Raw genomic sequence first — 26861 nt, forward strand, 5'->3', positions numbered from 1 at the left:
CCTTAAAACTAATATAACAACGGCTCTTGCCAGGTACTACGCACTCTTAATATGCTCACCGTTTTATCGTCTTGATTAATGTAATAAGTAATCCTAAATCTGTATATTTCAAATGCGCGAAAAGCTGGATTCTTATCCAATCTGAGTTTATCTGTATTATGACGCCATGGCTCCTCTTTTAGCTGTGCAGTTTGTTCCAAAATTTTCAATTTTACTTTTTGAGCATTTTGATAAGAGTCTTTTAAAATGTGATGATATATTTCTGATAAATGTTCCAGGGCATTATTATCCCAAACAACACTATACTGATCTACCATTTACCGGATTGATTTTCAACTTCCTCCTGGCTTAAATAAACCCCATTTTTGATTCTCTTAACCGCCTCATCCAGCTCATTGTTGTATTGCTCAATCGAGATCCTATCGTTTTCCCCATTTTTTGATTTTAGAAACGATTTGATTAATCCAAGAATCGATTCTTTTTCCTCTTTGTTAAGCAATGTAAGATACAGTGCTATTTCGTTATCAATTGTCTTGGTTTGCATCGCGATTATTTTAAAGCTCCAACACTAAATTTTACAAAATAATAGTGAATTTAACATTTTCTACACAGACTTCAAACTCTTCACAGAAACCGTCATTACTGTTTTTACGTTTTGAGAACCTACCGTAAGTTAACTAGGGAAATTGCCAGTAATCTTTAAACTCCGACATGCTCGCCTCAGGTTAAACAAACGGAGCTTCATCAGTAATTTGAATATTGTTTCAAATCAAAAGTTATTTTACTGCTTCGTCAAAAACCAATAGAAATCACTAACCGATACAACCTATTCACTCCTCAACGATTTCACCGGATTTTTCAACGCTGCTTTGATCGATTGGAAACTGACGGTTAGCAATGCGATTCCCACGGCCAGAATTCCAGCCAGGCCAAAAACCCAGACCGGAATATCGATACGGTAAGCATAATCTTCCAGCCATTTATTCATTGCAAACCAGGCAAGCGGCGCGGCGATTACGAAGGCCACAAGTACGAGTTTTACAAAATCTTTTGACAGCAAATTCACAATTTCAGAAACGCTTGCTCCCAATACTTTTCTTACGCCAATTTCTTTCACCCGTTGTTCAACCGAAAACGAAGCAAGTCCGAACAATCCCAGACATGAAATAAAAATGGCTAAACCTGCCAGAATGCCGACGATTTCACTCACAGTATTATCAGCACGATACAATTCAGCAAAATGATCATCCAGAAACTGATATTCAAAATCTTCTTCCGGTGCAATATTTTTCCAGGTTGAACGGATTCCTCCGATAACATCTTCTGCTTTGGCCGACTTAATCCGAACGGACATTTCGTTGTACCCCCAATCCTTCTGATCAAAAATGCATAATGTTTCAATTTTGTGATGCAGGGAATTAAAGTTAAAATCTTTGGAAACGCCGACAATCACGCCCGCCGAATCCATTCCTCCAAATCCAAAATTCTTACCTATCAAATAATCCAGCGGCTTGCCGGGGGTGTCTTTTAGTAATTCCTTTGCCAAAGTTTCATTCACGATATAGGCTTTCCCGTTATCAGCATTGCCTTCTTTAAAATTCCGGCCAGCCACAAGTTTGATTTTATATAAAGTCAAATAATCCGGATCCACCACAATCTGAGAAGATGCCATTTCGCGCACCGGACCGGGTCCATGATATCTTACTCCTGTCTGGTGCATATTGTTGCCCAGTTTCTGCCCGGAACCTGTAACCGATACAACTTGCGCTTTGGATAATAATTCCTCTTTGATCGCCTCGTAATTTTTACCGGATTGGACTCCCAAAGGAATGGTAATGACCTGTTCGCGATCAAATCCAATATTCGCTTTTTGCATGTAATTCAATTGGCGAACCGTCAGAACCGTTGCGATCATCAGGAAAATAGCACCTGAGAACTGGCCTACCACCAAAGCATTTCGGAAGGATAATTTCTTATTACCGCCTCTCATGACGCCTTTTAAAACCGCTGCTGCACTAAAAGAAGAAAGGTAAGCGGCAGGATAAAGGCCTGAAACAACCCCAACCAAAACAGTTCCGACGATTAAACCGAAGAAAAGTAAAGGATTTTTAAAGATCGAAAATTCAAGTTGACGCTGACTTAGATCGTTGACATACGGAAGGAGCAGTAATACGAAAAGAACTGCGAGAATAAGTGAAAAGAAACACAGCATCACCGATTCCCCAAGAAATTGAGCGCCCAACTGAATCCGTCCCGATCCGCTCGCTTTCCGGATACCAATTTCTTTGGCCCTTCCGGCTGATCGCGCAGTGGAAAGGTTCATGAAATTGATGCAGGCAATCAGAAGTACGATCAGTGCTACAATCGTGAAAACGCGGGTATAGGTTTGGTCAAATTTCTGGTAATTCTGATAGTCGTGGGTGATATTGGTCGAGTTGGCATGAACATCTTTCAAGGACTGCAAAAACAATTGGTAGTAGCCAGCGCCATCTCCTTTCATATGACGTTTCAAATACGCAGGAAATTGTTTTTCCAGAGAAGCGATGTCGGCATCTTTAGATAATTCCAGATACGTTACTAACCAGTTTCCTCCCCAGTTGTTGATAAAATCCGGTTTTATCATGGTGTTAAATGAAAACAAACCTTCAAATTGAAGATGTGAATTTTTCGGCGTGTTTCTCAGAATTCCGGTGACGTTGAAACGCGTTGTATCGCTTCCATAAACTGTAACAATTTTCCCGATCGGGTCCGCTTTTCCAAAGATCTTGGATGCACTTTCTTCTGTTAAGACAACGCTGTTGGGCTTTTGTAATACCTGGTTTCTGTCGCCTTCCAATAATTCATAATCGAATATCTTCAAAAAGGTCGAATCAACAAATATTGCTTCGGCCAGTGTAAACTTCTTGTCATCAAAGCGAAGTTTTACTTTATCCATATTTCTGACCCTTGTAAAGTTCAGAATTTCAGGAAACTCTGCCGTTAATGTTGGCCCCATGGGAAACATTGATAACGCCACATTTTGTGAAGCAACCATCCCAGGGAATTTCTGAACTTCGTCCAGCCGGTATACATTCTTTGTATGAATGTTGTCAAAGCTTTTTTCATAAAAAACAAAAAGCATGATCACAATACAGGCCGTCATCCCGGTAGCCAGACCGAGGATGTTAAGCAGAGAATATCCCTTATGCTTCCAAAGGTTTCTCCATGCGATTTTGAGATAGTTCTTGATCATTTTTAGGTTTTGGGTTTTAGCGGTCAGATATCAGCTCTTACGATATTTCGAGCGTATCAATGTAAAATATCCTGTTTAATTTGAGGCTTCGAATTCTCTGTGATCCTGATGCTAAAAGCTAACCGCTAATAGCCAATCGCCTCCTATTCGCTTTTCAAACATTCCAGCGGATTCACATTCGCAGCTCTTACCGCCTGCATTCCAACTGTCATCCAGGCGATAACCAATGCGGCGACACCGGCACCGAGGAAATACCATACTTCGAGACTAAGGTGTAAGGCAAAGCTTTGCAGCCAGTAGCCGGTTATGACGTAACTGACCGGCAATGCGATAACAATAGCCGCCATCACCAGTTTTGTAAAATCACTGGAAAGCAAATAAACAATACTCAAAACACTTGATCCGAGCACTTTTCGAATACCAATTTCTTTTAATCTTCTTTCTGCCGTGAATGCAGCCAGACCAAACAATCCCAGGCAGGAAATCAAAATGGCAAGACCGGCAAAATATTTCGAAAGTGATGCTACGCGTTGTTCTGCAACATACTGCGCCTGATATTCCTGATCCAGAAATTTGTAATCGAGAGAAAATCCTGGATTGTATTTTTTGTAAAGTGCTCCCATGGAAGAAAGTACAGGTTTCTCTTTTCCGGCTGCAATTTTAGCCATGATTATATATGTGCTGCCCTGAGACAAACGGAAAAACAAAGGTTTTACTTTTTCATGCAGCGATTCAAAATGGAAGTCCTTCGCTATACCTACAATCTGCATATCGTTCCCCCAAAGTTTGACCGTTTTTCCAACAGGATCTTTTAATCCCATGAATTTGACAGCAGCTTCGTTAAAGATAATTTTGGAACTGTCCGCACTGAAATCCTTTGAAAACAAACGCCCCTCTTTCATTTGAATACCCAGGGTCTGCATCATTTCATAATTCACACCGACGTTTTCAAATTCAGTTTTATTATCTTCCGCTTTACCTTCCCACCAGATGCCGAAAGTGCCGGAATTATGTCCCGTCATATCATGCCCGATACTGGATGCATTGACAATTCCGGGCGTATTTCTTAGTTCAGAAAGGAAAGTTTCCATTTTTCCATCATCCTGCATTTTCCCTTCTCTGAAAAAATAGATAATGTTATCCTTATTATATCCAAGGTTTTCCGACTGGACAAATTCAACCTGTTTATAAACAACAATCACTGAAACAATAAGAATAACTGAGATCGTAAATTGAAAAACGACGAGGCCTTTTCTTGCCCAGACTTCGCCCACTGAGACATTTAATTTTCCTTTCAATACCGATATGGGGTTAAAACCGGATAGGTATAATGCGGGGTAACTTCCTGATATTAAACCTGTAAAAACCACTACACCAAGAAGGGTGAATATCAGTTTTGGATCATAATGAAGTGTCAGCGCCTTGCCAGTAATTTCATTAAATTGAGGTAAGAACAATATTACCAGTAAAACAGACAGAAAAAGCGAAAGGAAAGTCATCAGCATGGATTCACCCAGATATTGATAAACCAGCGTTTCTCTGTACGCACCAATCGCTTTTTTAATGCCAACTTCCTTCATTCGGCCCGATGCTTTGGCGGTGGACAAATTCATAAAATTGATACAAGCGATCAACAATATGAATACTGCAATAATTGAAAATAACCGGACGTATTCTATTCTGCCACCGGCCGTTAATCCGTTTTCGTATTTTCCATATAAATATCCGCTTGAATAAGGACGCACAAATAGCGTTCGGTGTGTGACTTCACCATTAGTTTTGACTTTTACAAGATTGGCAATTTTATTATTGAACTGATTGACATCAGTCCCGCTTTTTAATAACACAAATGTATCAGGACCCGTATTTCCCCAATTGGCACTGCTGGAATATTGTTCCTTAAGTACTTCAAAAGAAATAACAAAATCGAATTGCTCCGAAGAATTTGACGGCGTCCCTTTAAAAACTCCTGAAACTACATATTGTTTTTCATGCTGGAATTCAACGGATTTACCTACAACATTTTGTGTTGTATGAAAAAGATTCTGAGCCAGTTTTTCAGAAATCACAATCGAATTCTTGTCTTTCAAAACCTGATTTGCATCGCCTTGTTCAAGTCCGTAAGAATACATATTGAATATATCCTTTCCCGCATATCTGCCTTTGCTTTTAAAATCATTGTTGGCAACTGATAAAGTTGCCTCAAAAAGCTTTGATGAAATGGCATGTTCCACTTCCGGCATATCACTTTGTAATGTCTCGGCCAGAGGTATAGAAGTGGATTGTGCAGTCCAGATGCCTTGAGCCTGCACCCGGTTTTCCATCACCTGAAAAAGCTGGCTGTCCTTTTCGTGAAATTTGTCAACATTCAGCTCATCATTAACCCAGAGGTATATCAGCAGCGAACAGGCCAATCCTGCGGAAAGTCCTGTCAAGTTGATAAGAAAAGTACTTTTAAACCGCTTGAAGTTGCGATAGATAACAAGGAGATTGTGTCTGAACATGGTTCATAATTTTCAAGAAGTGACTTTGACTCATACCTCAATCCTAAAAATCAAGGTATTATCATGTCCGGCTAATAGATTAATAAAGTTTAGTATCCCAAAATTCAATTTTGAAATACTAAACCATCTTCGAAGAAAGCATTTTGCCCGGATTAAATCCGAACTCTGGGTACTATATGTAATGCTAAACGTGAATCTTTTCAGTTACTACCTTACCATCAAACAAATTGATAATTCTGTGCGCAAAACCTGCGTCATACGGGGAGTGGGTTACCATGATAATCGTGGTTCCGGCTCCGTTCAGCTGACTTAACAAGGCCATTACTTCTTCCCCGTTTTTGGAGTCAAGGTTACCAGTCGGCTCATCCGCCAGAATCGTTTTTGGTGTGGCAACAACGGCACGTGCAATGGCAGTACGCTGCTGCTGTCCGCCGGAAAGCTGCTGCGGAAAGTGATTGCGGCGGTGCATCATGTTCATGCGGGTAAGTGCTGCTTCAACTTTTTCTTTACGTTCTGCGGGAGGAGTTTTTAAATATAACAAAGGAAGTTCGACGTTTTCATAAACTGTAAGTTCGTCGATCAGGTTAAAGCTTTGGAATACAAAACCGATGTTTCCTTTACGGATCTGAGCGCGCTGACGTTCAGACATTTTTCCCACTTCCGTACCATAAAACTCATACGAGCCAGCGCTGGGATTATCCAGCAAGCCAAGGATGTTCAAAAGCGTAGATTTTCCGCAACCGGACGGTCCCATGATAGCAACAAACTCTCCGTCTTTGATTTCCAGATCAATCCCGTTAAGGGCGGTAGTTTCTACTTCCTCGGTAGAAAAGATTTTCTGTAAATTGTCAATTTTGATCATATTTCTTAGCTGTTGGCTGTTAGCGATTGGCTATTAGCTGGTTATGGGTATTACTTACGTGTTGGCTTGTTATAATTCTTTTAGAATTTGCTGCCTGTTAACTTTCCGTGGCTGTTAGTGCTTGTCTTAAAAACTTCAATTTTCTACCTAACAGCCAATCGCTAAAAGTCAATAGCTAAATCAGAATTCCAGGACTTCATTGTCCCCAAAGTTCTCATAAGAACTTGTGATCACTTTTTCACCTGGCTGCAATCCTTCAAGTACCTCGAAATATTCAGGGTTTTTACGGCCTAATGTGATTTTACGTTTCGCTGCCCGTTTGCCGTCTCCACCTAAAACGTAAACCCAGTTTCCACCAGTTTCAGAGAAGAAACCGCCAACAGGTAACAATGTTGCTTTTGATGGCTGTCCAAGCTGTAACCTGATCGGCGCCGACTGTCCGCGTTTGATCAGCTCTGGCGCGCCGCCTTTCGGGAATTCCATATCCACTTCAAAACGACCGCTTAAAACCTCGGGATAAATTTTGATAATTTTCAAAGTATATGCCTTGCCGTTAAAGTCCATGCTTCCGGTAAGGCCGGCAAAAATCCGGGAAATATAATGTTCATCCACACTAACCCGCATCTTGAAACCATTCAAATCATCAATTTGTCCGATGTTCTGCCCCTGATTAATATTTGATCCCACTTCAACATTCATGGAAGAAAGCATACCCGAAACCGGTGCTTTTACTACAAGATTATCAAGCGTTTGTCTCCACAGATCAACATTTTTCTTGGTATTCGCGAGTGTTCCCTCCAATTGAGAAATCTGCATTTTAGAGTTTTCCTCCTGGTATTTCTGAGATTCAATCTCAATATCACGCTGTTTTGTCAAACGTTCAAATTCACGTTTGGTTTTAAGGAAATCAGCATCAGGAATTACTTTGTCTTTGTATAGTTTTATGTTACGGTCATGCGCATCCTTCGCCTGATCAATCTGAAAATCAAGCTCACTCAGACTTTTCTGCAAAGCAAAACGCTCCACACGCAGACGCTGACGGGTATTTTGAAGATCATTTACCAGTCGGCTGGCTTCTGTTTCAGATTGAAGGAAGCTTAGTTTCAAGCTTTGGTTTTCAAGTTTCAAAAGCACATCACCTTGTTTCACCATGTTACCGCCTTCAATCAATTTCTGCGTTACATAACCGCCTTCGATCGCATCCAGCTGAATTGTTTTCAAAGGTTGAACAACCCCCGTTACCACTATAAATTCATCAAAAACACCCGTTTTTACGGTTGAAATAGTAAGTTTATCCTGTTGAACATTCAACTTGCTTCTTTTGTCTGCGAAGAAAAACTGGTAAACCAAAAAGCTAACCAAGAGGACACTTCCTGCAATAATCCCGATCCTTCGGCTATTCCAGAATTTCTTTGGTTTCGCTTTATCCATTGTTGATCCTCCTGTAAAATTAGATCCGTTGCTTCCCGAAACTGGTGTTTTAACTTCCATTATATAGTCAGGCTTATAAATATCATTTAAAAATCTTCTTCCTGTTTATATCCAATCCTTGTGCCAGCAAAAGCTGATAATCATAACTAATTGAAAATCAATAAAATTAAACATTTTAACATTATCATACTTGTTCAATATCGGACACTTTTGTTCGGCTTCGGACAAGGTAAAATGAGCCCTTTACATATATTCCTGAGCCTTTATCTATCAAAAAAATCGGTATCCGGATAATTCTTTTAACAAAACATCTCATAAGATTTTGCTAAGAATCGTATTAACTTAAAATTTACATAAAAATTAACCAATATTGCCTTATGATTCGTGATCAATGTAATAATTGACTGCGAAACGAAAATCCAATATTAGCCAAAGCCGAAAAATATGCTCCTTTCCGAAGCCAAAATTCTAATCATTGATGATGATGTCGATGTTTTAAGTGCAGCCAAATTGTTGCTGAAACGTCATGCAAAACTGGTCGATATTGAAAAAAATCCTCAGAAATTACCTTTCCTTGTAACGAACAGCAGTTATGACCTGATCCTGCTTGACATGAATTTCACGCGTGATGTGAACAGTGGCAGAGAAGGATTTCACTGGCTCGACAGAATTCTTGATATCAATCCCAATATAAAAGTGATCATGATCACGGCATATGGCGATATTGAAATGGCTATTCGCGCCATAAAATCCGGTGCTACTGATTTTGTTTTGAAACCATGGGAAAATGATAAACTCATTGCGACCATTGCGGATGTGTTAAATGAGAAAAAAGGTGACAAAATAGTCGCCGGAACGGAAGAAAAAAGTGATAGTAAAAAGGAAAAATCAACTTCTGATTCGATTATAGGGCAAAGTGCTGGTATGCAGCATGTTTTGAAAACATCTGAACGAGTGGCAGCTACTGATGCCAATGTTTTGATTTTGGGTGAAAACGGTACCGGAAAAACACAATTGGCCAAACATTTACACCAGCATTCCCAACGGTCAGATAAGCCATTTGTCGTTGTGGATCTGGGTGCATTAAGTGATTCACTTTTTGAAAGTGAGCTTTTCGGCCATGTAAAAGGTGCTTTCACAGACGCCAAAGAAGACCGCGCAGGACGATTTGAAGAAGCAAAAGGCGGAACCATATTTCTTGATGAAATTGGAAATCTTACGCTTTCCCTGCAAGCAAAGTTGTTGACTGTTTTACAGGAACGTAAGGTTACCAGAGTTGGCTCGAATAAATCAATTCCGCTGGACGTTCGTCTGATATGCGCTACCAATATGAATATCGAGAGTATGGTGGCTGACAAAACTTTCCGCCAGGATCTTTTTTATCGTATCAATACGATTGAACTGGACCTTCCTCCGCTTCGTGAGCGACCGGAGGATATTGCTCCGCTGGCTGAATTTTATCTGAAACAATTCCGAAAAAAATATAACCGCCCCGTTACAGATATCAGCAGTGCATTAATTAAAAAAATGCAGCAATATAACTGGCCTGGAAATATCCGGGAATTGCAGCACGCGATTGAAAGAGCAGTAATTCTCTCCCAGGAAAAAACGTTGCAGCCTGACGACCTTTTCCTGAAAACATCAGGCGGACAACCAACGACTGCCACCGGTTTTGATTTGGAAGACATGGAGAAAAACATGATCGTGCAGGCCATGAAACGTTTCAACGGAAATATTACGGACGCAGCCAGAGAACTTGGATTAAGCCGGGCGGCTTTATACCGGAGAATGGAGAAGTATGGACTTTGATTTAGTGGAAAGTTGAAAGCGGCAGCATCGCGGTTGAAAGTGACGGTGTCGCGATTGAATGTCGTATCAGGAAAATTAAGTGGTTAGGATATTTTCAGTTACCTGGTTTCTCATTTGGGACTTAAATCTTGCAAATACTAACCATCTGAAAGCCGATTACCAACTGCCGACAGCCCCGTGGCATATTTTTTAAGCCCGGTTATCGTTATGTTAAACAACTTCTCATTTCAATTTTTAACTGATGATAAAGTATTGCCAGCTGATTTCCCTTCTGTTTCTAGCTCAAATAACATTTGCCCAGAATAATTCAATAACTCCTGTTCCGCTTAAAGATGTAAAACTGCATCAGGGATTTTGGCATGAAAAGCTGGAAACCGGTCGGACCGTGATGATTCCGCATGTCTTTCAGGAATGTGAACAAACCGGCCGGATTGACAACTTTGCCGTTGCCGGAGGTCTTAAAAAGGGCGTTTTCCAGGGTACACGGTTTGACGATTCGGATGTTTTTAAGGTGGTTGAAGGTGCGGCTTATTCGCTTCAAAATCATTATGACGCAAAACTGGATCATTATCTGGACAGTTTGATCGTGCTATTCGCGGCTGCACAGGAACCTGACGGATATCTTTATACCATTAGAACTATTAATAAAGATACTACCGGATCTTACGACTGGATTGCCGGCCCATCCCGTTATTCCTTCGAAAATGGCAGCCATGAACTCTACATTGTGGGGCATCTTTACGAAGCCGCCGTTGCCCATTATAACGCAACGGGCAAAAAAACCTTACTTGATATCGCTACCAAAAACGCAGATCATCTTGTAAAAACGATTGGCCCGAAACCTAGGCAAATGATCGTGGTTCCGGGGCATGAGGAAATTGAGATTGCACTAGTGAGACTATACAGGACGACAAATAAAAAAGAATATCTGGATCTTGCCCATTTCTTTGTGGATATGCGGGGACGATCTGACAAACGGACGCTTTTCCTTGATGAGCATAAACTCGGTCCGTCTTATTTCCAGGATCAAAAACCGGTTGTAAGACAAACGGAAGCGGTTGGTCATGCCGTCCGTGCACAATATCTATACGCCGGAATAGCTGATATGTTAACTATCAACGACGATCCGCAATATAGTCAGGCCATTCATAAACTTTGGGATGATGCGACTACTAAAAAGCAATATATCACCGGTGGCGTTGGTGCAAGAGCGGATGGTGAAGCATTTGATGCAGCTTATGTTTTACCCAATGACAACGCTTATGCAGAAACCTGCTCGGCTGTGGCAAACCTGATATGGAATCACAAAATGTTTCTGTATACCGGCGAATCCAAGTATATGGATGTTTTTGAGAGAACATTATATAACGGATTTTTAGGAGGTATGTCAGTTTCAGGAAATGAGTTTTTCTATGTCAATCCGATGGCTTCCAACGGTATTAATGATTTTGGACATGGCTCCGGTGCAACCCGACATGAATGGTTTGCCTGCGCATGTTGCCCGACAAATGTTACACGATTTTTGCCTTCTCTTCCTTCCTATGTTTATGCAACGAAAGCGAATGAGTTGTTTGTCAATCTATTTATGGACAGTGAATCTGAGCTGAAAGTAAATGATAATGCAGTGAAAATTAATCAGAAAACAAACTATCCGTGGGACGGGAATATTAAAATCACTGTTTCACCTACAAAATCAGCAAGTTTCCCACTTTCAATCAGAATTCCGGGATGGGCTAATGGACTGGCAATTCCGGGAGATTTATATACCTATCAGGATAAATCTGCTAAACCTGTTATACTATCCATCAATGGAAAAAATACTCCGGCAACGATTGAAAACGGATATATCAAATTAAATCGTCAGTGGAAATCCGGTGACGTGGTAACGCTTACGCTGGATATGCCTGTGAGAAAGGTTATTGCCAATGCAAACATTAAAACCAATAAAGGAAAAGTCGCCATTGAGCGCGGGCCCGTCTTATATTGTGCAGAAGGAAAAGACAACAACGGAAAAGCACTTTCTATGACCATCGCTCCTGATCAGGTATTTAAATCAGAATACCAGAAAGATTTCCTGGGCGGGCTCACGGTTTTAAAATCAAACGATACAAAATCGGCTTTTCTCATTCCTTATTATGCCTGGGCTAACCGTGGCGCTAATGAGATGACGATTTGGTTTGATGAGAAATAATGATAGAATTTTGAATGAGTGAATGATAGAATGGGTTGATTATAAGAATGCCACGGCTTTAACGGGCCGTGGCATTTTATGTTTTTATAACTCTTGACTGTTATTCAATATTCTTTTTCATTTTTTGAAGATCTTTTAATTCTCCTTCCATTACCATACTCATATCGCTGTTTTTTAGCATTTCACTTTCTGAAACAAGTTTGCATTTAAAATACATTTTAAAGGGAAGACTTTTGCCTTTGAAAACTAAGGCACCGGTTGTTTTTAGTGCTTTTCCCATACCCACTTCAACTGGAATTTCGAATATCTGGCTGCTTTTTGCCTTCACTTTGGTGACGCCTTTAACTGAGCCTTTTGCCAGCCCCTTTTGGTTTCCCAAATCAAAGACGTAAGAAGGATCCCGGAATTCTATTGAAAATGCGTTGGGATTGATAAGTTTCAGTTTGATAGATATTTCGGAATTGCTTAGCCTGAATTTTTCAACATCAAAATCCTCCATTTCTACTTTTGGCAATCGGATCAGGGGAAGCCTTTTGTCCTGTTCAATATTCAGGGTATCCTTCCCAAGAAATGGTTTTGCCAGGTGAAAGGCTGCTTCCAGGTGATAGTCCGCACTATCTTCGCCTGCTGCTGCACCTTTTTTACTTACCGAGACAAGTTTTTTTACATTGATTTTCGTGGGCAGTGTAACCATCGTGGTATCACGGGATTTTACTTTTAACGGATCGGCATAGTTGCTTTTTATAATTTCCACTCCATTCATTTTTACCTTGTATCTAAAATCCTGAATATCCATCCCTACTGGCAAGGGATTGTCAACCAGCAATTTCAGTTCCATTTCCATAGTGCTATCTGTAACGTTGGTTATTTTACTGATACTCATTTCAACCCGGGGTTTCAGGTCTGAAACCGGATTGGCATTTTTCGATTTAAATAGAAAAAAAGCGACTCCAACTGCGATAAGTAAGAATACTACTACCAATAAAAGAGTCGATGTTTTTGTGCGGTCAGACATGAGTGCTGAGTTAAATATGTGAAAAAGAGGGGCGTGCCCAAAAATCATTCTTCAATCTCAACAGTACTTTTTGGAGTTTTCATATAACGCTTTGAGGAGTTTTAGCGGCTATTAAAGTTTGTAATTTAAATAATTGTGGATATATGTCTTCATGAAAATATTTAAAACACAGGTACACGCCGTTGTCGGGATTGGTATGAAAATTTAAAGGAAACAGCCAAATCGAAAATTTACATTTATCATCAACCACTTTAAAATTAAACCATTACTATTATGAAAACTGCAAAAAGTAAAGTAAAAAATACAATCAGTGAAAAGGATCATGAAAAATTGACTGAACTTTTTATTGACGGTTTGAAGGATATTTATTGGGCTGAAAAACATTTAGCCAAAGCACTTGTGAAAATGGAAAAAGCGGCCACTTCTGAAGAATTAAAAGCTGCTTTTGAAAAACATACAACTGAAACGGAAGATCACGCAAGCCGTTTGGAAGAAATCTTCGGTATAATCGGACAGAAAGCGCAGGCTAAGAAATGCGAAGCTATGGAAGGATTATTGAAGGAAGCAGACGAAATAACTGAAAGTACTGACAAAGGTACCATGGTTCGCGACTGCGGTTTGATTATGGCTGCACAGAAAGTGGAGCATTATGAAATTGCTTCTTATGGAACATTAAGAAATATTGCAAGAACTTTGGGTCATGAAGACGTAGCGAATATTCTTCAGACTACGTTAGATGAGGAGGGAACGACAGATCATAAGTTGACTGAACTGGCTGAGACGTATATAAACGAGGAAGCTGCTCAGGAATAATTAGTATTTCCTTTCCTTCATAATAATTGCTGGAATAAGGTTAAACACCTTACTTCCAGCATTTTTTTGTTATAAAGATAAATATCCCGCCAAGTTGTTTAGTCAGAATAAAAACAAATCGCCCGTCGGGGATTTGTTGCTTTTTACAGATTTCCGACGGGCGATTAAAAACTATATTATTTAAAAACAGGCGATGTTAAGCCAGATTTAATTTGCCATGATCTCCCGCATCACTTTGGGTACCGGTAACCGCCGCTTTAACCATTGAAAAGAAAACGACCATTTTAGAAGACGGACTATCCCAATAAGCTGCCTGATCAGTGGTGACTTTCAATACCACAATATTCGGATCCTCTTTACCTTCCGGGAACCAGGCTTTTGATAATGGGCTCCACAATTCTTCTTTCTTTTGTTCATCTTCAACAATTGTGGCATAACCTGTCACACTTAAATAAGTATTGTCGCCGGGATGTGAATAAATCAACGTTACCTCTTCCCCACTTCCGGTTTCTTTACCAATTTCTGTTTGTTTACTGGTAAAAAACCACGCATTGCCTTCTTCATCCACTTCAAGTGTTGTCATTGGGCGGGATTCAATTTTTCCATTTTCATAGGTTGTATACATACAAAAACGAATATCTTCAACCAGTGACTTCAATTTTTTTACTGCTTCCGAACTTTGAAGGTTCTTTTCCATAACTATATATTTTTAAGTCTGTGATGATTTTAATTACAGACCCAATTAAAATAATTGTTCCAAATGTGGATAAAACCGTTCTTAAATAACATTAAACACAATTTTTTAGAAATAGTTAAACATTACACAGACCATTTTTCAAGCTTATAAGCACTATCCCAAAAAACGTATTCAAGTTTGGATGCCATGAGATAAGCTTCCATCATTTTATCCTTTACAGTTTTAGAAGCCTGGTCAGCCAGATTGTTACAAATAGACAACGCTTTTTCAACGGATGCGGCAAATTCTTCCCCTGCATAAGCGTCAATCCAGTTTTGATATGGATTGGGAGATGCCTGATTTGCATAAATGTAATCACCGATTTTCTTATAAATCCAGAAACAGGGAAGTAAGGCTGCAACCGAAACTTCGTACGATTCAAAAGCGGCGGTCGACAATAAATAATTTGTATAAGCAAAACAGCCGGGAGCTTTTCCGCCGTCAAAGTCAATGACATATTCTTTAAAATAACTTTCGTGTAAAATCCGCTCGACGATAATCGCATTTTGGGCAAATTGGAGAAAATCGAGTAACTCCTTAGAGGTTGCTGCTTTGGTCCCGGCCGTTGCCAATGCCTTCGCAAATTCTGCCAGATACAAAGAATCCTGATAGATGTAGAATTTGAACTTCTCCACCGGCAAAGTGCCAGCCATCATTTCCTGATTGAAGGGATGATCCTGAATTTTATTATAAATTGGCAAAGCTTCGTTCCAGAGATGATCTGTAAATTTCATAGTACGTTTAATTTCTTAACTTATAATATGCATTGATTGTGGGAAAAAGGAGTGATTTAATGGTCCGGAGCCTTTTCCTGTTGTGACATCTTTCCCGGCTTCAATAGCATTGGCCACATATTTTTTGGCCAGCCGGATCGCTTCCGGTAATGAGCTCCCTAGCGCAACGTAGGTGGCGATAGCGGAAGAAAGTGTGCAGCCGGTACCATGAACGTTTTTACTTTCGATATAATCACTTTCAAAAATCTGCGGCTTTTCTCCTTTTTGAACAAAAACATCAAATAATTGGGGAGCTATTAAATGTCCGCCTTTGAGCAAAACGGCCTTGCAACCTTTATCAACCATTCCTTCAGCCGCAGTGATCATTTCGCCGGTATTTCTAATTTCTCCGCCTGACAGGATTTTGGCCTCATCCAGATTAGGTGTGATTAGCGCAACGCGCGGAAATAGTTCTTTCCACAAAACATCAATGGTTTGATCCTGAATCAGTTTAGCTCCACTTGTGGAAACCATAACCGGATCAAAAATTACAAATGCAGGCTGAAAACGATCAAGAATTTCTGCAATGATTTCAGCCGTTTCAACGGTATTGATCATGCCAATTTTGACACAATCAACGGTAATATCTTCAAAAACAGCTTCCAGTTGATTTTTCAAAAATGCACCTGGCACAGGGTGAATAGCCCGAACGCCAGTTGTGTTTTGGGCAGTAAGCGCAGTAATCGCAGAAGCTCCATAAGCACCGAGCGCGGCAATGGTTTTAAGATCGGCCTGGATTCCGGCTCCTCCCCCGCTATCGGATCCGGCGATGGTGAGTACTGTGGGATAGCGCTTCATATTTTTTCAGTTTTATGGATCAGGGATTTTAAATATTTTGCTGCTTCAAAAGGGGAAGCCGAACTGCAAATTGCTGAGATAACTGCAATTCCTTCTGCTCCATTAGTAATGGCTTCTGCTACATTTGTATCATTTAACCCCCCAATGACCACGAGCGGATGTTTACTATGCGCATTTACCCATCTTAAACCATCCATCCCCCAAGGCGTTAGTGTATCGGTTTTTGAAGGCGTTGAAAATAATGGACTGACGGCGAGGTATGTCAAAGTAAAATTTTCTGCTTCTGTCACATTATTTTTTGTCTCAGCTGAAAGACCGATTATTTTGTCTGGTGGCAGTAAATCGCGAAGGATTTTATATGGCATATCGCTCTGCCCTACATGAACACCATCAGCGTCACAGGCAAGTGCAACATCAACACGATCATTTATAATAAGTGGCACATTATAGGGAAGAAGTAATTCCTTCATTTTTTTAGCCCGATCAATAAAAGCACGGGTTCCCAGTGATTTTTCACGAAGCTGAACCATTGTCACGCCGCCTTTTACTGCTTCTTCCACAACCCGGAATATATCTCTGCCGAGACAGGCGTTTTCATCGGTTACGAGGTATAGTTGCATAAATTTATTTTTTTTATCAGGGATTTAAGGAAGTTGGTTGAATGTATTATGTCACCCCTTCGGGGTTTTGAATAATCGTTAAATTCCTTTACTATAATAATTTCATCCCTTCGGGATTGTGTAAGTCGAAAGTCAAAATGATAAAGCAAAAATCGAATTTGACATTTTTCAACCTTGATAAGATGGTATTGTTATGAAAAATAAAATTCACCTCGTTACCCATACCTTAGAAACTCAGCCCATTCAAAATCCCGAAGGGATGACATTATTATAGAAAACATATTTTCGACATTTTATCTTTCCCAACATTCAGCCAATTCAAAATCCCGGAGGAATGACATTATTATAGAAAACATATTTTCGACATTTCATCCTTCCCAACATTCAGCCAATTCAAAATCCCGATGGGATGACATTACTATAGAAAACATATTTTCGACATTTTATCTTTCCCAACATTCAGCCAATTCAAAATTCCGAAGGAATGACATTATTATAGAAAACATATTTTAGACATTTTATCTTTCCCAACATTCAGCCAATTCAAAATCCCGAAGGGATGATAATATCGTAGAAAACATATTTTCGACATTTTATCCTTCCCAACGTTCAGCCAATTCAAAATCCCGAAGGAATGACATTATTATAGAAAACATATTTTCGACATTTCATCCTTCCCAACATTCAGCCAATTCAAAATCCCTAAGGGATGACATTACTATAGAAAACATATTTTCGACATTTTATCCTTCCCAACATTCAGCCAATTCAAAATCCCGAAGGGATGACATTATTATAGAAAACATATTTTCGACATTTCATCCTTCCCAACATTCAGCCAATTCAAAATCCCGAAGGGATGACATTATTATAAAAACATATTTTCGACATTTTATCCTTCCAACATTCAGCCAATTCAGAATCCCGAAGGGATGACATTATTATAGAAAACAAATTTTTGACATTTCATCCTTCCCAACATTCAGCCAAGTCAAAATCCCGAAGGGATGACATTATTATAGAAGGATATTACAAACTACGTTTTATAACCCCTACGGGGTGACATAATTTTACTCAACCAATTTTCTATTATTAAGTTGAACACGAAATTTTTAAACAGATTTCCAACGACTATAATATCCTCACAACCGCCGATTCTGCCAATTCGTCCGGCGACAATTCCGATAATAAATCTAAAAATGCAATCTGAAATGACCCGGGCGATTTTGCTTTTAAGAATGCTTTTTCGCCACAAACACCCATCATCGCAGCAGCTGAAACAGCCGCTTCAAAACCATCCGGCTGAATGGCAAAAAATGCACCTGCAATGGCGGACGCGGAACAACCCATTCCCGTTATTTTTGTCATAAGAGAAACTCCATTATCTACAAAAGCCACTTTTTCGCCACTAACGATGACATCCGTGGCACCGCTTACACTTACCACACAGCCGTATTTTTGACTTAGTAATTTGGCAGCCTGCAAACTATCCGTTGAAATTGCAGTACTGTCCACACCTTTTGTCTGAATATTACTTCCGGCCAGCGCAAGGATTTCAGAGGCATTTCCGCGAATTAATGTTGGAGATGCAGTATTTAACAATTCGGTAAGTGTGGTATTCCGGTATGCTGTGGCCCCCGCACCGACAGGATCCAGTATAACAGGCTTCCCCAATTTTACAGCCGTTAACATTGCCTTTTTCATTCCTTCCACCCACACCGGCGACAATGTTCCGATATTGATTACCAAAGCTCCTGCAATGGCAACCATATCCTCAACTTCTTCAACCGCATGAGCCATAACCGGGGAAGCACCAATCGCCAGAAGCGCGTTGGCGGTATAATTCATCACAACAAAATTTGTAATGTTGTGCACAAGAGGCGATTTCGCTCTTAGCTGTGTAAGATTTTCAGCAAGATTAAATTTCATATTACCGGGTTTTGAAAGAAAAACAAAACGAACTGGCGGCTGAAAAGCTGTACCCGGAATTGTGATAACAAAAGTGAGAACTTCTGTTTAAACGCTTTTTCCTACGACAGTACAAACTGTTTCAGGTTCAAAGGGTATTTCTCAGTCCAATTTTGGACACCCCTAAAGCCAATTTTATGTACGAATGTAGTAGTTTTGATCCTTATTAAAAATATAAAATGTTTTGGCACTATTTTTACCAGGCTTGCTACCTCACATCTAATTCTTTTTTTAACAAATGATTAAAGCGGCAATATTTGACATGGACGGATTGCTTATTGATTCAGAACCAATCTGGACGGAAGCAGCCACGGAAGTGATGCAAAAAGTAAACTTCAAATTAACCCACGACCTCAAACTTCAGACAACAGGTTTGTCTATAAAATTATTTCTGGAATTCTGCTATCGTTTACAGCCATGGAACACACCTGACCGAGCTACGCTCGAACAGGAAATTCTGACCATAGCGCACAAAAATATCATTGCCAACGCAAAGGCAATGCCCGGTGCTATTGACCTGATCAAAAACTTACATGCTGAAAAGATAAAGTTGGCTGTGGCTTCTGCTTCACATATGGAACTCATTGAAGCTGTGCTTAGAAGACTGGAAATCATTGATTATTTTGATACCTGGCATTCCGGAGAGCTGGAAGAACATACTAAACCACATCCGGCCGTATATATTTCTACGGCGGCAAAACTGGGAATTCCGGTTTATGAGTGTATCGCTTTTGAAGATTCCTTCACTGGCCTGCGCTCAGCTCATGCTGCAAAAATGATCACAATTTGTGTCCCGAATCCGGAAGTTTACGACGATCCGAAATTTGATCTTGCCCATTACAAATTGCGCTCACTGGAAGAATTTGATATTCTGGCTGTTGGAGTTTAAGAATAAATGCGATATTAGCCCGCAAGAAATTTTTCTTCTTATTCCTCAGCCATAGAAAAATCAGATCTGCATGACCGGTCTTCGCCATTTCAGTATTATGATTGCCGTCCGGATAACGGTAATCATTCTTACCGTTATCCTTTTGTTCCGGTTAGTTGAATTTCACACCAATGAAGGTCTGATCTATATTCTGGGCTCGATCATCGTTTTTATCCAGGCCTCTCTGCTCTATAATTATGTTACGAAGGTGAACAGAAAACTGATCTATTTTCTGGAATCGGTTCGTTACTCTGATTTTACGATTAATTTCCGGGCAGATAATACCATGGGTACGACTTTCCGGGAATTGAATCAGCAATTCAATGAAGTTTTACAGGCCTTTCGTCAGGCAAGGGCTGAGAAAGAAGCGAGTTTGCAATATCTGAATACAATTGTCCAGCATATCGGAACGGGGCTGATTACTTTTGACGGTACCGGACAAGTTAATATCATCAATAGTGCCGCTTTACGGATGCTGGGTATCTACCGGCTTCATCAACTCAGTGAACTTGAAGACAAACATCCGAGATTATATGAACTGCTGGCCAATCTGAATTCCGGTGTCCGGGAGTTGTATCGCACACCTGCGGATCAGCCGCTTGCCTTGCAGGGAGCCGCGATCCAGATGCATGGAAAATGGGTTCGGATTGTGGTTTTGCAAAATATCCAGACCGAACTTCAACAGCAGGAAGTTGAATCGTGGCAGAATCTTACGCGTGTTTTGCGTCATGAAATTATGAATTCCATGACACCAATTGTTTCGTTGGTTGGAACAATGCGTTTGATTGTCAATGAAGATATTGAGCCGAGTACTTCCAATCACGAAGCAGTGAGTGATTTGAAAGAAGCGCTTCAAACTTTGGAAAAGCGAAGTAAAGGCATGATGCAGTTTGTGAATGCTTACCGGGATTTTACTACTTTACCAAAACCGAATTTTGCCACATTAGCAGTGAAGGAATTGCTGCATGATGTGATGCAATTGTTACAGACTGACCTTACAGCCGCAGGTGTATTATGGCAAATCAATATTAAACCTGAAACACTTTCGCTCAAAGCTGACAGTGCACAAATCCAGCAGGTATTGATCAACCTGATCAAAAATGCCTCTGAATCTTTCACATCGCAGTCCGGCAGAATGATTGCTATAAATGCTTATGTTACAGATGGCGTTACGATTATTGAGGTTGAAGATAACGGAGACGGCATTGAGCCTGAGGCACTTGATAATATTTTCATTCCCTTTTATACAACGAAGAAAACAGGGTCGGGTATCGGGTTAAGCCTTTCCCGGCAGATTTTGCAGCAACACGGCGGACAATTAAATGTACGGTCTTCTGTTGGAAAAGGGACTGTTTTTTCGCTTGTAATTTAGTGTTTTGCAGGTTATATAGAGAGCCATAGCGTTAAAAAGAGGGACACAGAGATTTTTCTTTTTTATCTGCAAAATTTATTGCTACATCTAAGTTTTATTACCCGTCCGACGGTAAAAAAAACCGTCGGACGGGTGGCTCATGAAATAGACTTTGGAATAGGCGACCCGTCGGACGGCTTTTTCCGCCGTCAGACGGGTTTTAAAACTTATTACGAAAAAAATAGTCTGATAAAACTCCGTCTCCCTACCGTTTTAAACTCCTTGGCCCTCCGTGCAACCTATACCAACCCCCGCAAGCCTGAAAAGCCTTTTCCTAAAATACCCGCATCGTCTGCGTTCAACCAATCTTTCAATAAAGAAGAATACAAATCCCTGAAATCAAGCTTATAACGCAGATCACCACCGTCCAGATCCACCAGATTTGGCGCTTCATTATAAATGATAGAACTGCGCGGCGGACCGCCGATCAGAAATACATTATTGGCCGTTCCATGATCTGTTCCGTTGCTTCCGTTTTGTTTTACCCTTCTGCCAAATTCACTGAAAGTCATGATCATTGTCCGGTCCAGCTGGCCCTGTTTTTTCAGATCATCAACAAAAACGCTTACTGCGTCGGCGTATTGTTTCAATAATTTATCCTGTTGGTTTCTTTGTCCCACGTGCGTATCAAAACCAGAAAGCGAAACATAATAAACCTGGGTGTCAACACCGGAAACAATTAGCTCAGTTATCGTTTTCAAACTTTTTCCAAGTTGCGTATCAGGATAATCACTGAAACTTCCTTTGGCCTTACCCTTTTGATATAAATAGTCTGCGCTGGATTCTGTATCAGCCAGTGTTTTGTACAAATAACTTACCTGATCATGATCATCGCCGGAATGATGAATTGTTTTGGCAAGATTTCCGGCTATGCCATTTTTAGTCTGACGATATAATTTTTGCGGGTCAAGCATCGCCAACCCATTTGCCTTGCTGCCTTTCATGGCCAGACTAAGCGTATCGTCAATTTCGAGCATATGATGCGGCTTTATTTCGCAGCCATCACAGGTGGAATCCAGATACCTGCCAAGCCAGCCCGTATTCAGATATTGATCTGCATTACTTGCCGTTTGCCAAATGTCCATCGACCGGAAATGTGAACGATCGGGATTTGGATATCCAACATTGTTCAAAATTCTGACGCGTCCATCGTCATAAAGTCTTCGCAGCGATGCCAAAGCCGGGTTTAAAGCAATTTCATCAGTCAATGCCAGTACCTTTTCTTTTTCAATAGCCAAAGCAGGACGTTCACGATAGTAAATATCGTTGCGATATGGGATCACCGTGTTCAAACCATCATTACCACCAGACAACTGGATCACAACCAATATTTTACCGTTAGGATTATTTGAAATCCCGGTTTCATGTGCTTTCAAAAAATGCGGGATCATCATTGTTCCGGCCGTAGCCAAAACCGATGTTCTTATAAAATCACGTCTTTTCATTTTGGATTTATTTAATGAAAACTAGCTGATCTGATATTCCGGCAGCCCCATGATGGCTAGTGTAAGTTTTCTTATATAAAGCGTGCGATCTGCTATAACCCTTTCTTTTTCAACTATTAACGCCATAACCGACGCATCAGGTTTTACAGCTAATAATTCCTCACACAAAAAGCCAGGTAATTTCTGGTTATCAACTTTTTCAAATCGTTTTGCCCATTGCTCCCAGTCAACATTGATTTTAGGATTTTCACCTTTCTTTTTCACAGTCTGATCATTCACATCGCCACTTTCCTTGGCCTGGATTTTGGGAGTTATCATACCAGCCATCATATTTGGAAGCTGCATCCGGAAAAGTAAACTCGAACTATCGATCCAGTTCCTGCCACCCGGCCAGCCTGCCACATTGGGTGGATAGAACAGAATCTGGCCTAGAACTTTTTGTATATACAGGGGGGTATCATTATTGATAAAATCAGCATTTAGAGTGCGCTGAATGCCAACAATCAATTCAACCGGAGATTTGATCAAACTACTTTTCGGTGCATCTTCATAAAACCATTTGGCAGAAAAAATACTATGCATTAATTGACCAATGTCATAATCAGAATCATAAAAATCTTCGGCAAGTTGAGAGACCCTCTTTTCGTTTAAGATTTCACTCACAAAATTCCGGTAAATTTTGGCTGTTATAAACCTTGCCGTTTGTTTTTGTTCTAACAGTATTTTGATGATATCCTCACCGTTGAAATTGCCGCTTTTGCCAAGAAAGTTTTTCGTCCCGACATCATGTGTCTTTTCTCTGAATTCAAATTCTCCTTTGTCATTAAATCCCCAGCCGGTAAAGGCCCTCGCTCCCTCTTTTATATCCTGTTCCGTGTAATTTCCACGTCCGAGCGTGAACAATTCCATGACTTCCCGGGCAAAATTCTCGTTCGGTCTGTTCTTTCTGTTTTGCTGATTATTCAAAAATTGTAGCATAGCAGGCTCTTTAGATACAGCCATCAGCATATCTCCAAAATTTCCTAGTGCATTTTTTCTTATCGTATTGAGGTAACTTTGTACAAACGCAGCGTCCTGTACCCGACAGGCAAAATGCCCATGCCAGAACAAAGACATTCTTTCGCGCAGCGCGTTATCACCCTTCGCCATTCCTGACATCCATGCAAGATTTAATTCCCGGATCCCTTCCCGGTTTTTCTTCATCTTTTCTTTCTTCATAGCATCGGCGTCCGGCGTCATGGCTCCTTCACTCATGAGCGGTGATTCCTGTTTTTTACCTACCGTTGAAACAGGTGTAAAATTTTCACTGTCATGAAAAAGGTGTTTCAGTGCTTTATTGATAGAAATATCTCTATCAGGCAAACCTCCAAAACCTGCCCGGCGGTATAAATGCAGTACGTCATTACTTATATTCAAATCTTTCATAAGAACGTAGTTTCCCATTTGACTACCCAATGAGCCAAAGGTTTAACCCTATCAAACTTTCATTTTAAATAATTAATAATCAAGCTAATAAGTACTAACTTTTTTTCGTTAAAAAATTTTTATTATAATTTATCAAAAAATATTTCTAATAAAAATCAGGATAGGATTACAACTATTTTTGTTGTTTTTAAGTCTTGTTAAAAACGAAAAGTGATGAGAAAATTATACTATATAGCCTGGGCAGCACTTTTGCTTATTTCCTGTCAGAAATCGTCAATTGATAAAAAAGAAGAAGACCTTATTCATTACAAGGAAACTATATCGATCAACGATGTACCGCCCGCATCACTCACTTTTTTTGACGTAATGGATAGTCGCTGCCCGGAAGGAGTCAACTGTATTATTGCCGGTTTCGTCCAGGTAGACCTTGCACTGAATGGTGTGACAACCGACGGCAGAATTACAAATCACGTGAAAATGTGTATCGGATGTGGTAAAGAGATGCCGGATACGCTGGACTACAATTTTGCTGGTCAGGGTTATCGATTTATTCTGAAATCAGTGAAACCCTATCCAAAAACTGAGGTGCCGACAAAAAAGACCGATTATTCTATTTCTCTCGATATTAAAAAACGATAAACATGTTTATTATTCAGCGATTTTCAATTTACTTCTTTGCCCTCATCATTGGCCTTTCATCCTGCAAAACGGAAAAAGTGACATTGCAGGAAGGAACAATCTTATTAAATTATCAGAAACCGTTATCCATTGACGAGACATCAGGAACCATGGCCACGTGTAAAGAAGTCCAGGATTCCCGCTGTCCGGAAAATGAGAATTGCATATGGAGCGGCTCGGTAACGGTTGACCTTTTACTGGACATCCAAAACCAGAAAACGCAAAAAGAATTAAAACTTTGTCTTTACTGCCTGGCTGATAAAGACGGAACCAAAATACCACCCAGTTCAGATGTAGATTTAGGTGGCGAAAAATATAAAATTGAACTGCAATCAGTGACGCCTTCCCCAAATACAGAAATCCCAAAGAAAAAGGAAGACTACGTCATTTCAATTAAAATCAACAAAATATAAATAAGAATGGAATACCGGATTGAGCAACCAACTCCGATATTCCATTCTATCATCCAATAATTCTATCATTCACTCATTCAATAATTCTCTCATTCAACATTTCCCGCCAGCCTGCTTTTTTTATACCCATAGCTGAAATAAATCACAAGTCCGATCGCCAGCCAGATCACAAAAATCAGCCAGTTTGAAGCACCAAGCTCAGTCATTAAGTAGAGGTTGGTTAGGATACCAGCTACCGGAAGTACCGAGAAATTATATTTGAAGCTCATTACCGAAAGAATAATCCAGGTAATCCAGAAAACCACGGTCAGGAATTTATGTTCAAAAATTTCGGATACGGTTAATCCTTTCCATTCTGCAATTATATTTTCTCCATAAAAAGTTAATCCCACCACGGCAGCGAGAAGACCAAATCCTACCAGAAACTTGCCGTTAAGATACGGAACTCTGAATTTCGATTGTTTTGAAATCCCGGAATGATCCAGATAAAGTACGCCGCTGCAAACCAGGATGAAAGCGAAAAAGGTACCGACGCTGGTTAAATCAACAAAGAAATCCATTTTGAAAAATAACGCGGGAATACCCACCACCAATCCTGTAACGATGGTTGCAAAAGAAGGTGTGTGGAATTTCGGATGGATTTTAGAAAACCTTTTCCATAATAAACCGTCACGGCTCATCGTCATCCAGATTCTGGGTTGTCCAAGCTGATATACCAAAAGTGCACTCGTAATCGCAATAACTGAACTGACAGAAATCAAACCGGCCATAAAATCCAGACCAATATTCTGGAATACAAATGCAAGCGGATCGCTGACATTCAACTCTTTATAATTTACCATTCCGGTCAGTACCAGCGTGATCAAAACATAAAGAACGGTACATATCATTAAACAATAGATCATCGCTTTGGGCATATCACGCTGAGGATCTTTACATTCTTCTGCGGTTGTGGAAATGGAATCAAAACCGATAAATGCAAAAAACACCGCAGCTACCCCACTCAAAACGCCCTTCATTCCATTGGGTGCAAATGGTGTCCAGTTTTCCGGTTTCACATAAAACGCGCCCGCAAAAATGACCAGCAATACCACACCGATTTTCAGAACAACCATAATATTACTGGCTGTCCGTGATTCCTTTATACCAATATAAACCAGACTGGTTACCAATGCCGTGATAAGTCCGGCGGGCAGATCCAGAATCATATGAAAACCTCCAATTGTTGGGGCTGTCTGATACGCAATTGCACCCAATTTTTCAGCAGCCGACAAAGATCCCATTCCGGTACTTTGCAGTTTTTGAAATGCATCAGCGGCCGAACCGGGATCTATGGTCAGGTAACCGGGAATGACAATCCCGAAACCTTCGAGCATGCTTACAAAATATTTTGACCAGGAAATGGCCACTACCATATTAGAAACGGCATATTCCAGAATTAACGCCCAGCCAATAATCCAGGCAAAAAGTTCACCAAAAGCAACATAGGCGTAAGTATAAGCACTACCTGAAACAGGAACAGTACTTGCAAATTGTGCATAGGACAAAGCTGTAAAAACGCAGGCAATGGCTGTAAATACAAATAAAAGTGAAACCGCCGGACCGCCATTGAAACTTGCCAGACCGATGGTACTGAAAATACCGGCACCGACGATGGCGGCAATACCGAGTGATACCAAATCTCTGACGCCAAGTATTTTTGTTAACCCACCATTTTCATTCGCATGAGCATCTTTTAAAATCTGTTCAACTGATTTTTTACGAAATAGTGAAGTATTTTTTTCCATTCGGGTTCGTGAGATTAACCAT

22 protein-coding genes and 1 riboswitch are annotated in these 26861 nt (G+C 40.3%); of the genes, 7 read left to right on the top strand and 15 right to left on the bottom strand.

The window, feature by feature from the left end; translation table 11 throughout:
- Positions 1-8: 8 nt before the first annotated feature.
- From LXL81_RS19350 to LXL81_RS19375, 6 genes are all read right to left on the bottom strand, one after another.
- On the bottom strand, positions 9-317 hold the full coding sequence (locus tag LXL81_RS19350; protein WP_234648412.1) for a type II toxin-antitoxin system RelE/ParE family toxin: 309 nt from the start codon (positions 315-317) through the stop codon (positions 9-11).
- Positions 311-544 carry a hypothetical protein gene (locus LXL81_RS19355; protein ID WP_234648413.1) on the bottom strand — a complete coding sequence of 78 codons (234 nt, stop codon included), beginning with the start codon at positions 542-544 and terminating at the stop codon, positions 311-313. Before LXL81_RS19355 ends, LXL81_RS19350 begins: the two co-directional genes overlap by 7 nt.
- A 282-nt stretch (positions 545-826) precedes the next feature.
- Positions 827-3232, bottom strand: coding sequence for an ABC transporter permease (locus LXL81_RS19360; protein ID WP_234648414.1), 2406 nt, complete (start codon positions 3230-3232; stop codon positions 827-829).
- 143 nt (positions 3233-3375) lie between these two features.
- The gene (locus LXL81_RS19365; protein ID WP_234648415.1) at positions 3376-5736 is read right to left on the bottom strand and encodes an ABC transporter permease; all 2361 of its coding nucleotides are present in this window, start codon (positions 5734-5736) and stop codon (positions 3376-3378) included.
- A gap of 184 nt (positions 5737-5920) precedes the next feature.
- Positions 5921-6598 carry an ABC transporter ATP-binding protein gene (locus LXL81_RS19370; RefSeq protein WP_137340857.1) on the bottom strand — a complete coding sequence of 226 codons (678 nt, stop codon included), beginning with the start codon at positions 6596-6598 and terminating at the stop codon, positions 5921-5923.
- 180 nt (positions 6599-6778) lie between these two features.
- Complete coding sequence (locus LXL81_RS19375) at positions 6779-8029, bottom strand: efflux RND transporter periplasmic adaptor subunit (RefSeq protein WP_234648736.1); 1251 nt, start codon at positions 8027-8029, stop codon at positions 6779-6781.
- Positions 8030-8473: 444 nt separating this feature from the next.
- On the opposite strand from LXL81_RS19375, the gene LXL81_RS19380 reads away from it, so the two are divergent.
- Positions 8474-9838, top strand: a complete 1365-nt coding sequence (locus LXL81_RS19380; RefSeq protein WP_234648416.1) for a sigma-54 dependent transcriptional regulator — start codon at positions 8474-8476, stop codon at positions 9836-9838.
- A 241-nt stretch (positions 9839-10079) separates the two neighbouring features.
- On the top strand, positions 10080-12029 hold the full coding sequence (locus tag LXL81_RS19385) for a glycoside hydrolase family 127 protein (protein WP_234648417.1): 1950 nt from the start codon (positions 10080-10082) through the stop codon (positions 12027-12029).
- A 100-nt stretch (positions 12030-12129) separates the two neighbouring features.
- Here the strand turns inward: LXL81_RS19385 and LXL81_RS19390 are convergent, their stop codons facing one another.
- Positions 12130-13044 (bottom strand): LEA type 2 family protein, encoded by a 915-nt coding sequence (locus tag LXL81_RS19390; RefSeq protein ID WP_234648418.1) that lies wholly within the window; start codon positions 13042-13044, stop codon positions 12130-12132.
- 273 nt (positions 13045-13317) lie between these two features.
- Here LXL81_RS19390 and LXL81_RS19395 point away from each other — a divergent pair, with 273 nt between their 5' ends.
- Entirely contained in the window at positions 13318-13857 is a 540-nt protein-coding gene (locus LXL81_RS19395; protein WP_234648419.1) for a ferritin-like domain-containing protein, read from the top strand.
- A gap of 196 nt (positions 13858-14053) precedes the next feature.
- Here LXL81_RS19395 and LXL81_RS19400 read toward each other — a convergent pair whose 3' ends face one another.
- From LXL81_RS19400 to thiM, 5 genes are all read right to left on the bottom strand, one after another.
- Entirely contained in the window at positions 14054-14554 is a 501-nt protein-coding gene (locus LXL81_RS19400) for a pyridoxamine 5'-phosphate oxidase family protein (protein WP_234648420.1), read from the bottom strand.
- Positions 14555-14676: 122 nt separating this feature from the next.
- A complete protein-coding gene (gene tenA / locus LXL81_RS19405; RefSeq protein ID WP_234648421.1) occupies positions 14677-15327 on the bottom strand; it encodes a thiaminase II in 651 nt (216 codons plus the stop codon).
- A 15-nt stretch (positions 15328-15342) separates the two neighbouring features.
- Positions 15343-16164, bottom strand: a complete 822-nt coding sequence (thiD, locus tag LXL81_RS19410) for a bifunctional hydroxymethylpyrimidine kinase/phosphomethylpyrimidine kinase (RefSeq protein WP_234648422.1) — start codon at positions 16162-16164, stop codon at positions 15343-15345.
- Positions 16161-16784 (bottom strand): thiamine phosphate synthase, encoded by a 624-nt coding sequence (gene thiE, locus LXL81_RS19415; RefSeq protein WP_234648423.1) that lies wholly within the window; start codon positions 16782-16784, stop codon positions 16161-16163. Before thiE ends, thiD begins: the two co-directional genes overlap by 4 nt.
- Positions 16785-17915: 1131 nt before the next feature.
- A complete protein-coding gene (gene thiM / locus LXL81_RS19420; protein ID WP_234648424.1) occupies positions 17916-18713 on the bottom strand; it encodes a hydroxyethylthiazole kinase in 798 nt (265 codons plus the stop codon).
- A gap of 81 nt (positions 18714-18794) precedes the next feature.
- A riboswitch (TPP riboswitch) is annotated at positions 18795-18887 on the bottom strand.
- Positions 18888-18990: 103 nt separating this feature from the next.
- Between thiM and hxpB the strand changes: the two genes are divergently transcribed.
- On the top strand, positions 18991-19641 hold the full coding sequence (gene hxpB / locus LXL81_RS19425) for a hexitol phosphatase HxpB (protein ID WP_234648425.1): 651 nt from the start codon (positions 18991-18993) through the stop codon (positions 19639-19641).
- Between the two features lie 70 nt (positions 19642-19711).
- On the top strand, positions 19712-21052 hold the full coding sequence (locus tag LXL81_RS19430; RefSeq protein ID WP_234648426.1) for a PAS domain-containing sensor histidine kinase: 1341 nt from the start codon (positions 19712-19714) through the stop codon (positions 21050-21052).
- Positions 21053-21330: 278 nt separating this feature from the next.
- Here the strand turns inward: LXL81_RS19430 and LXL81_RS19435 are convergent, their stop codons facing one another.
- Positions 21331-22536, bottom strand: coding sequence for a DUF1501 domain-containing protein (locus LXL81_RS19435; RefSeq protein ID WP_234648427.1), 1206 nt, complete (start codon positions 22534-22536; stop codon positions 21331-21333).
- Between the two features lie 21 nt (positions 22537-22557).
- A complete protein-coding gene (locus LXL81_RS19440) occupies positions 22558-23961 on the bottom strand; it encodes a DUF1800 family protein (protein ID WP_234648428.1) in 1404 nt (467 codons plus the stop codon).
- Between the two features lie 213 nt (positions 23962-24174).
- Between LXL81_RS19440 and LXL81_RS19445 the strand changes: the two genes are divergently transcribed.
- Complete coding sequence (locus tag LXL81_RS19445) at positions 24175-24600, top strand: hypothetical protein (protein ID WP_234648429.1); 426 nt, start codon at positions 24175-24177, stop codon at positions 24598-24600.
- Between the two features lie 2 nt (positions 24601-24602).
- Positions 24603-25052 carry a hypothetical protein gene (locus LXL81_RS19450; RefSeq protein WP_234648430.1) on the top strand — a complete coding sequence of 150 codons (450 nt, stop codon included), beginning with the start codon at positions 24603-24605 and terminating at the stop codon, positions 25050-25052.
- Positions 25053-25141: 89 nt separating this feature from the next.
- Here LXL81_RS19450 and LXL81_RS19455 read toward each other — a convergent pair whose 3' ends face one another.
- Positions 25142-26839, bottom strand: coding sequence for an amino acid permease (locus LXL81_RS19455; protein WP_234648431.1), 1698 nt, complete (start codon positions 26837-26839; stop codon positions 25142-25144).
- Between the last annotated feature and the right edge of the window lie 22 nt (positions 26840-26861).

This window comes from Dyadobacter sp. CY356, assembly GCF_021440195.1.
Taxonomy (GTDB): domain Bacteria; phylum Bacteroidota; class Bacteroidia; order Cytophagales; family Spirosomataceae; genus Dyadobacter.

Coding starts and splice junctions, on each gene's coding strand:
- LXL81_RS19350 (WP_234648412.1), bottom strand. CDS start 317: ATGGTAGATCAGTATAGTGTTGTTTGGGATAATAATGCCCTGGAACAT.
- LXL81_RS19355 (WP_234648413.1), bottom strand. CDS start 544: ATGCAAACCAAGACAATTGATAACGAAATAGCACTGTATCTTACATTG.
- LXL81_RS19360 (WP_234648414.1), bottom strand. CDS start 3,232: ATGATCAAGAACTATCTCAAAATCGCATGGAGAAACCTTTGGAAGCAT.
- LXL81_RS19365 (WP_234648415.1), bottom strand. CDS start 5,736: ATGTTCAGACACAATCTCCTTGTTATCTATCGCAACTTCAAGCGGTTT.
- LXL81_RS19370 (WP_137340857.1), bottom strand. CDS start 6,598: ATGATCAAAATTGACAATTTACAGAAAATCTTTTCTACCGAGGAAGTA.
- LXL81_RS19375 (WP_234648736.1), bottom strand. CDS start 8,029: ATGGATAAAGCGAAACCAAAGAAATTCTGGAATAGCCGAAGGATCGGG.
- LXL81_RS19380 (WP_234648416.1), top strand. CDS start 8,474: ATGCTCCTTTCCGAAGCCAAAATTCTAATCATTGATGATGATGTCGAT.
- LXL81_RS19385 (WP_234648417.1), top strand. CDS start 10,080: ATGATAAAGTATTGCCAGCTGATTTCCCTTCTGTTTCTAGCTCAAATA.
- LXL81_RS19390 (WP_234648418.1), bottom strand. CDS start 13,044: ATGTCTGACCGCACAAAAACATCGACTCTTTTATTGGTAGTAGTATTC.
- LXL81_RS19395 (WP_234648419.1), top strand. CDS start 13,318: ATGAAAACTGCAAAAAGTAAAGTAAAAAATACAATCAGTGAAAAGGAT.
- LXL81_RS19400 (WP_234648420.1), bottom strand. CDS start 14,554: ATGGAAAAGAACCTTCAAAGTTCGGAAGCAGTAAAAAAATTGAAGTCA.
- tenA (WP_234648421.1), bottom strand. CDS start 15,327: ATGAAATTTACAGATCATCTCTGGAACGAAGCTTTGCCAATTTATAAT.
- thiD (WP_234648422.1), bottom strand. CDS start 16,164: ATGAAGCGCTATCCCACAGTACTCACCATCGCCGGATCCGATAGCGGG.
- thiE (WP_234648423.1), bottom strand. CDS start 16,784: ATGCAACTATACCTCGTAACCGATGAAAACGCCTGTCTCGGCAGAGAT.
- thiM (WP_234648424.1), bottom strand. CDS start 18,713: ATGAAATTTAATCTTGCTGAAAATCTTACACAGCTAAGAGCGAAATCG.
- hxpB (WP_234648425.1), top strand. CDS start 18,991: ATGATTAAAGCGGCAATATTTGACATGGACGGATTGCTTATTGATTCA.
- LXL81_RS19430 (WP_234648426.1), top strand. CDS start 19,712: ATGACCGGTCTTCGCCATTTCAGTATTATGATTGCCGTCCGGATAACG.
- LXL81_RS19435 (WP_234648427.1), bottom strand. CDS start 22,536: ATGAAAAGACGTGATTTTATAAGAACATCGGTTTTGGCTACGGCCGGA.
- LXL81_RS19440 (WP_234648428.1), bottom strand. CDS start 23,961: ATGAAAGATTTGAATATAAGTAATGACGTACTGCATTTATACCGCCGG.
- LXL81_RS19445 (WP_234648429.1), top strand. CDS start 24,175: ATGAGAAAATTATACTATATAGCCTGGGCAGCACTTTTGCTTATTTCC.
- LXL81_RS19450 (WP_234648430.1), top strand. CDS start 24,603: ATGTTTATTATTCAGCGATTTTCAATTTACTTCTTTGCCCTCATCATT.
- LXL81_RS19455 (WP_234648431.1), bottom strand. CDS start 26,839: ATGGAAAAAAATACTTCACTATTTCGTAAAAAATCAGTTGAACAGATT.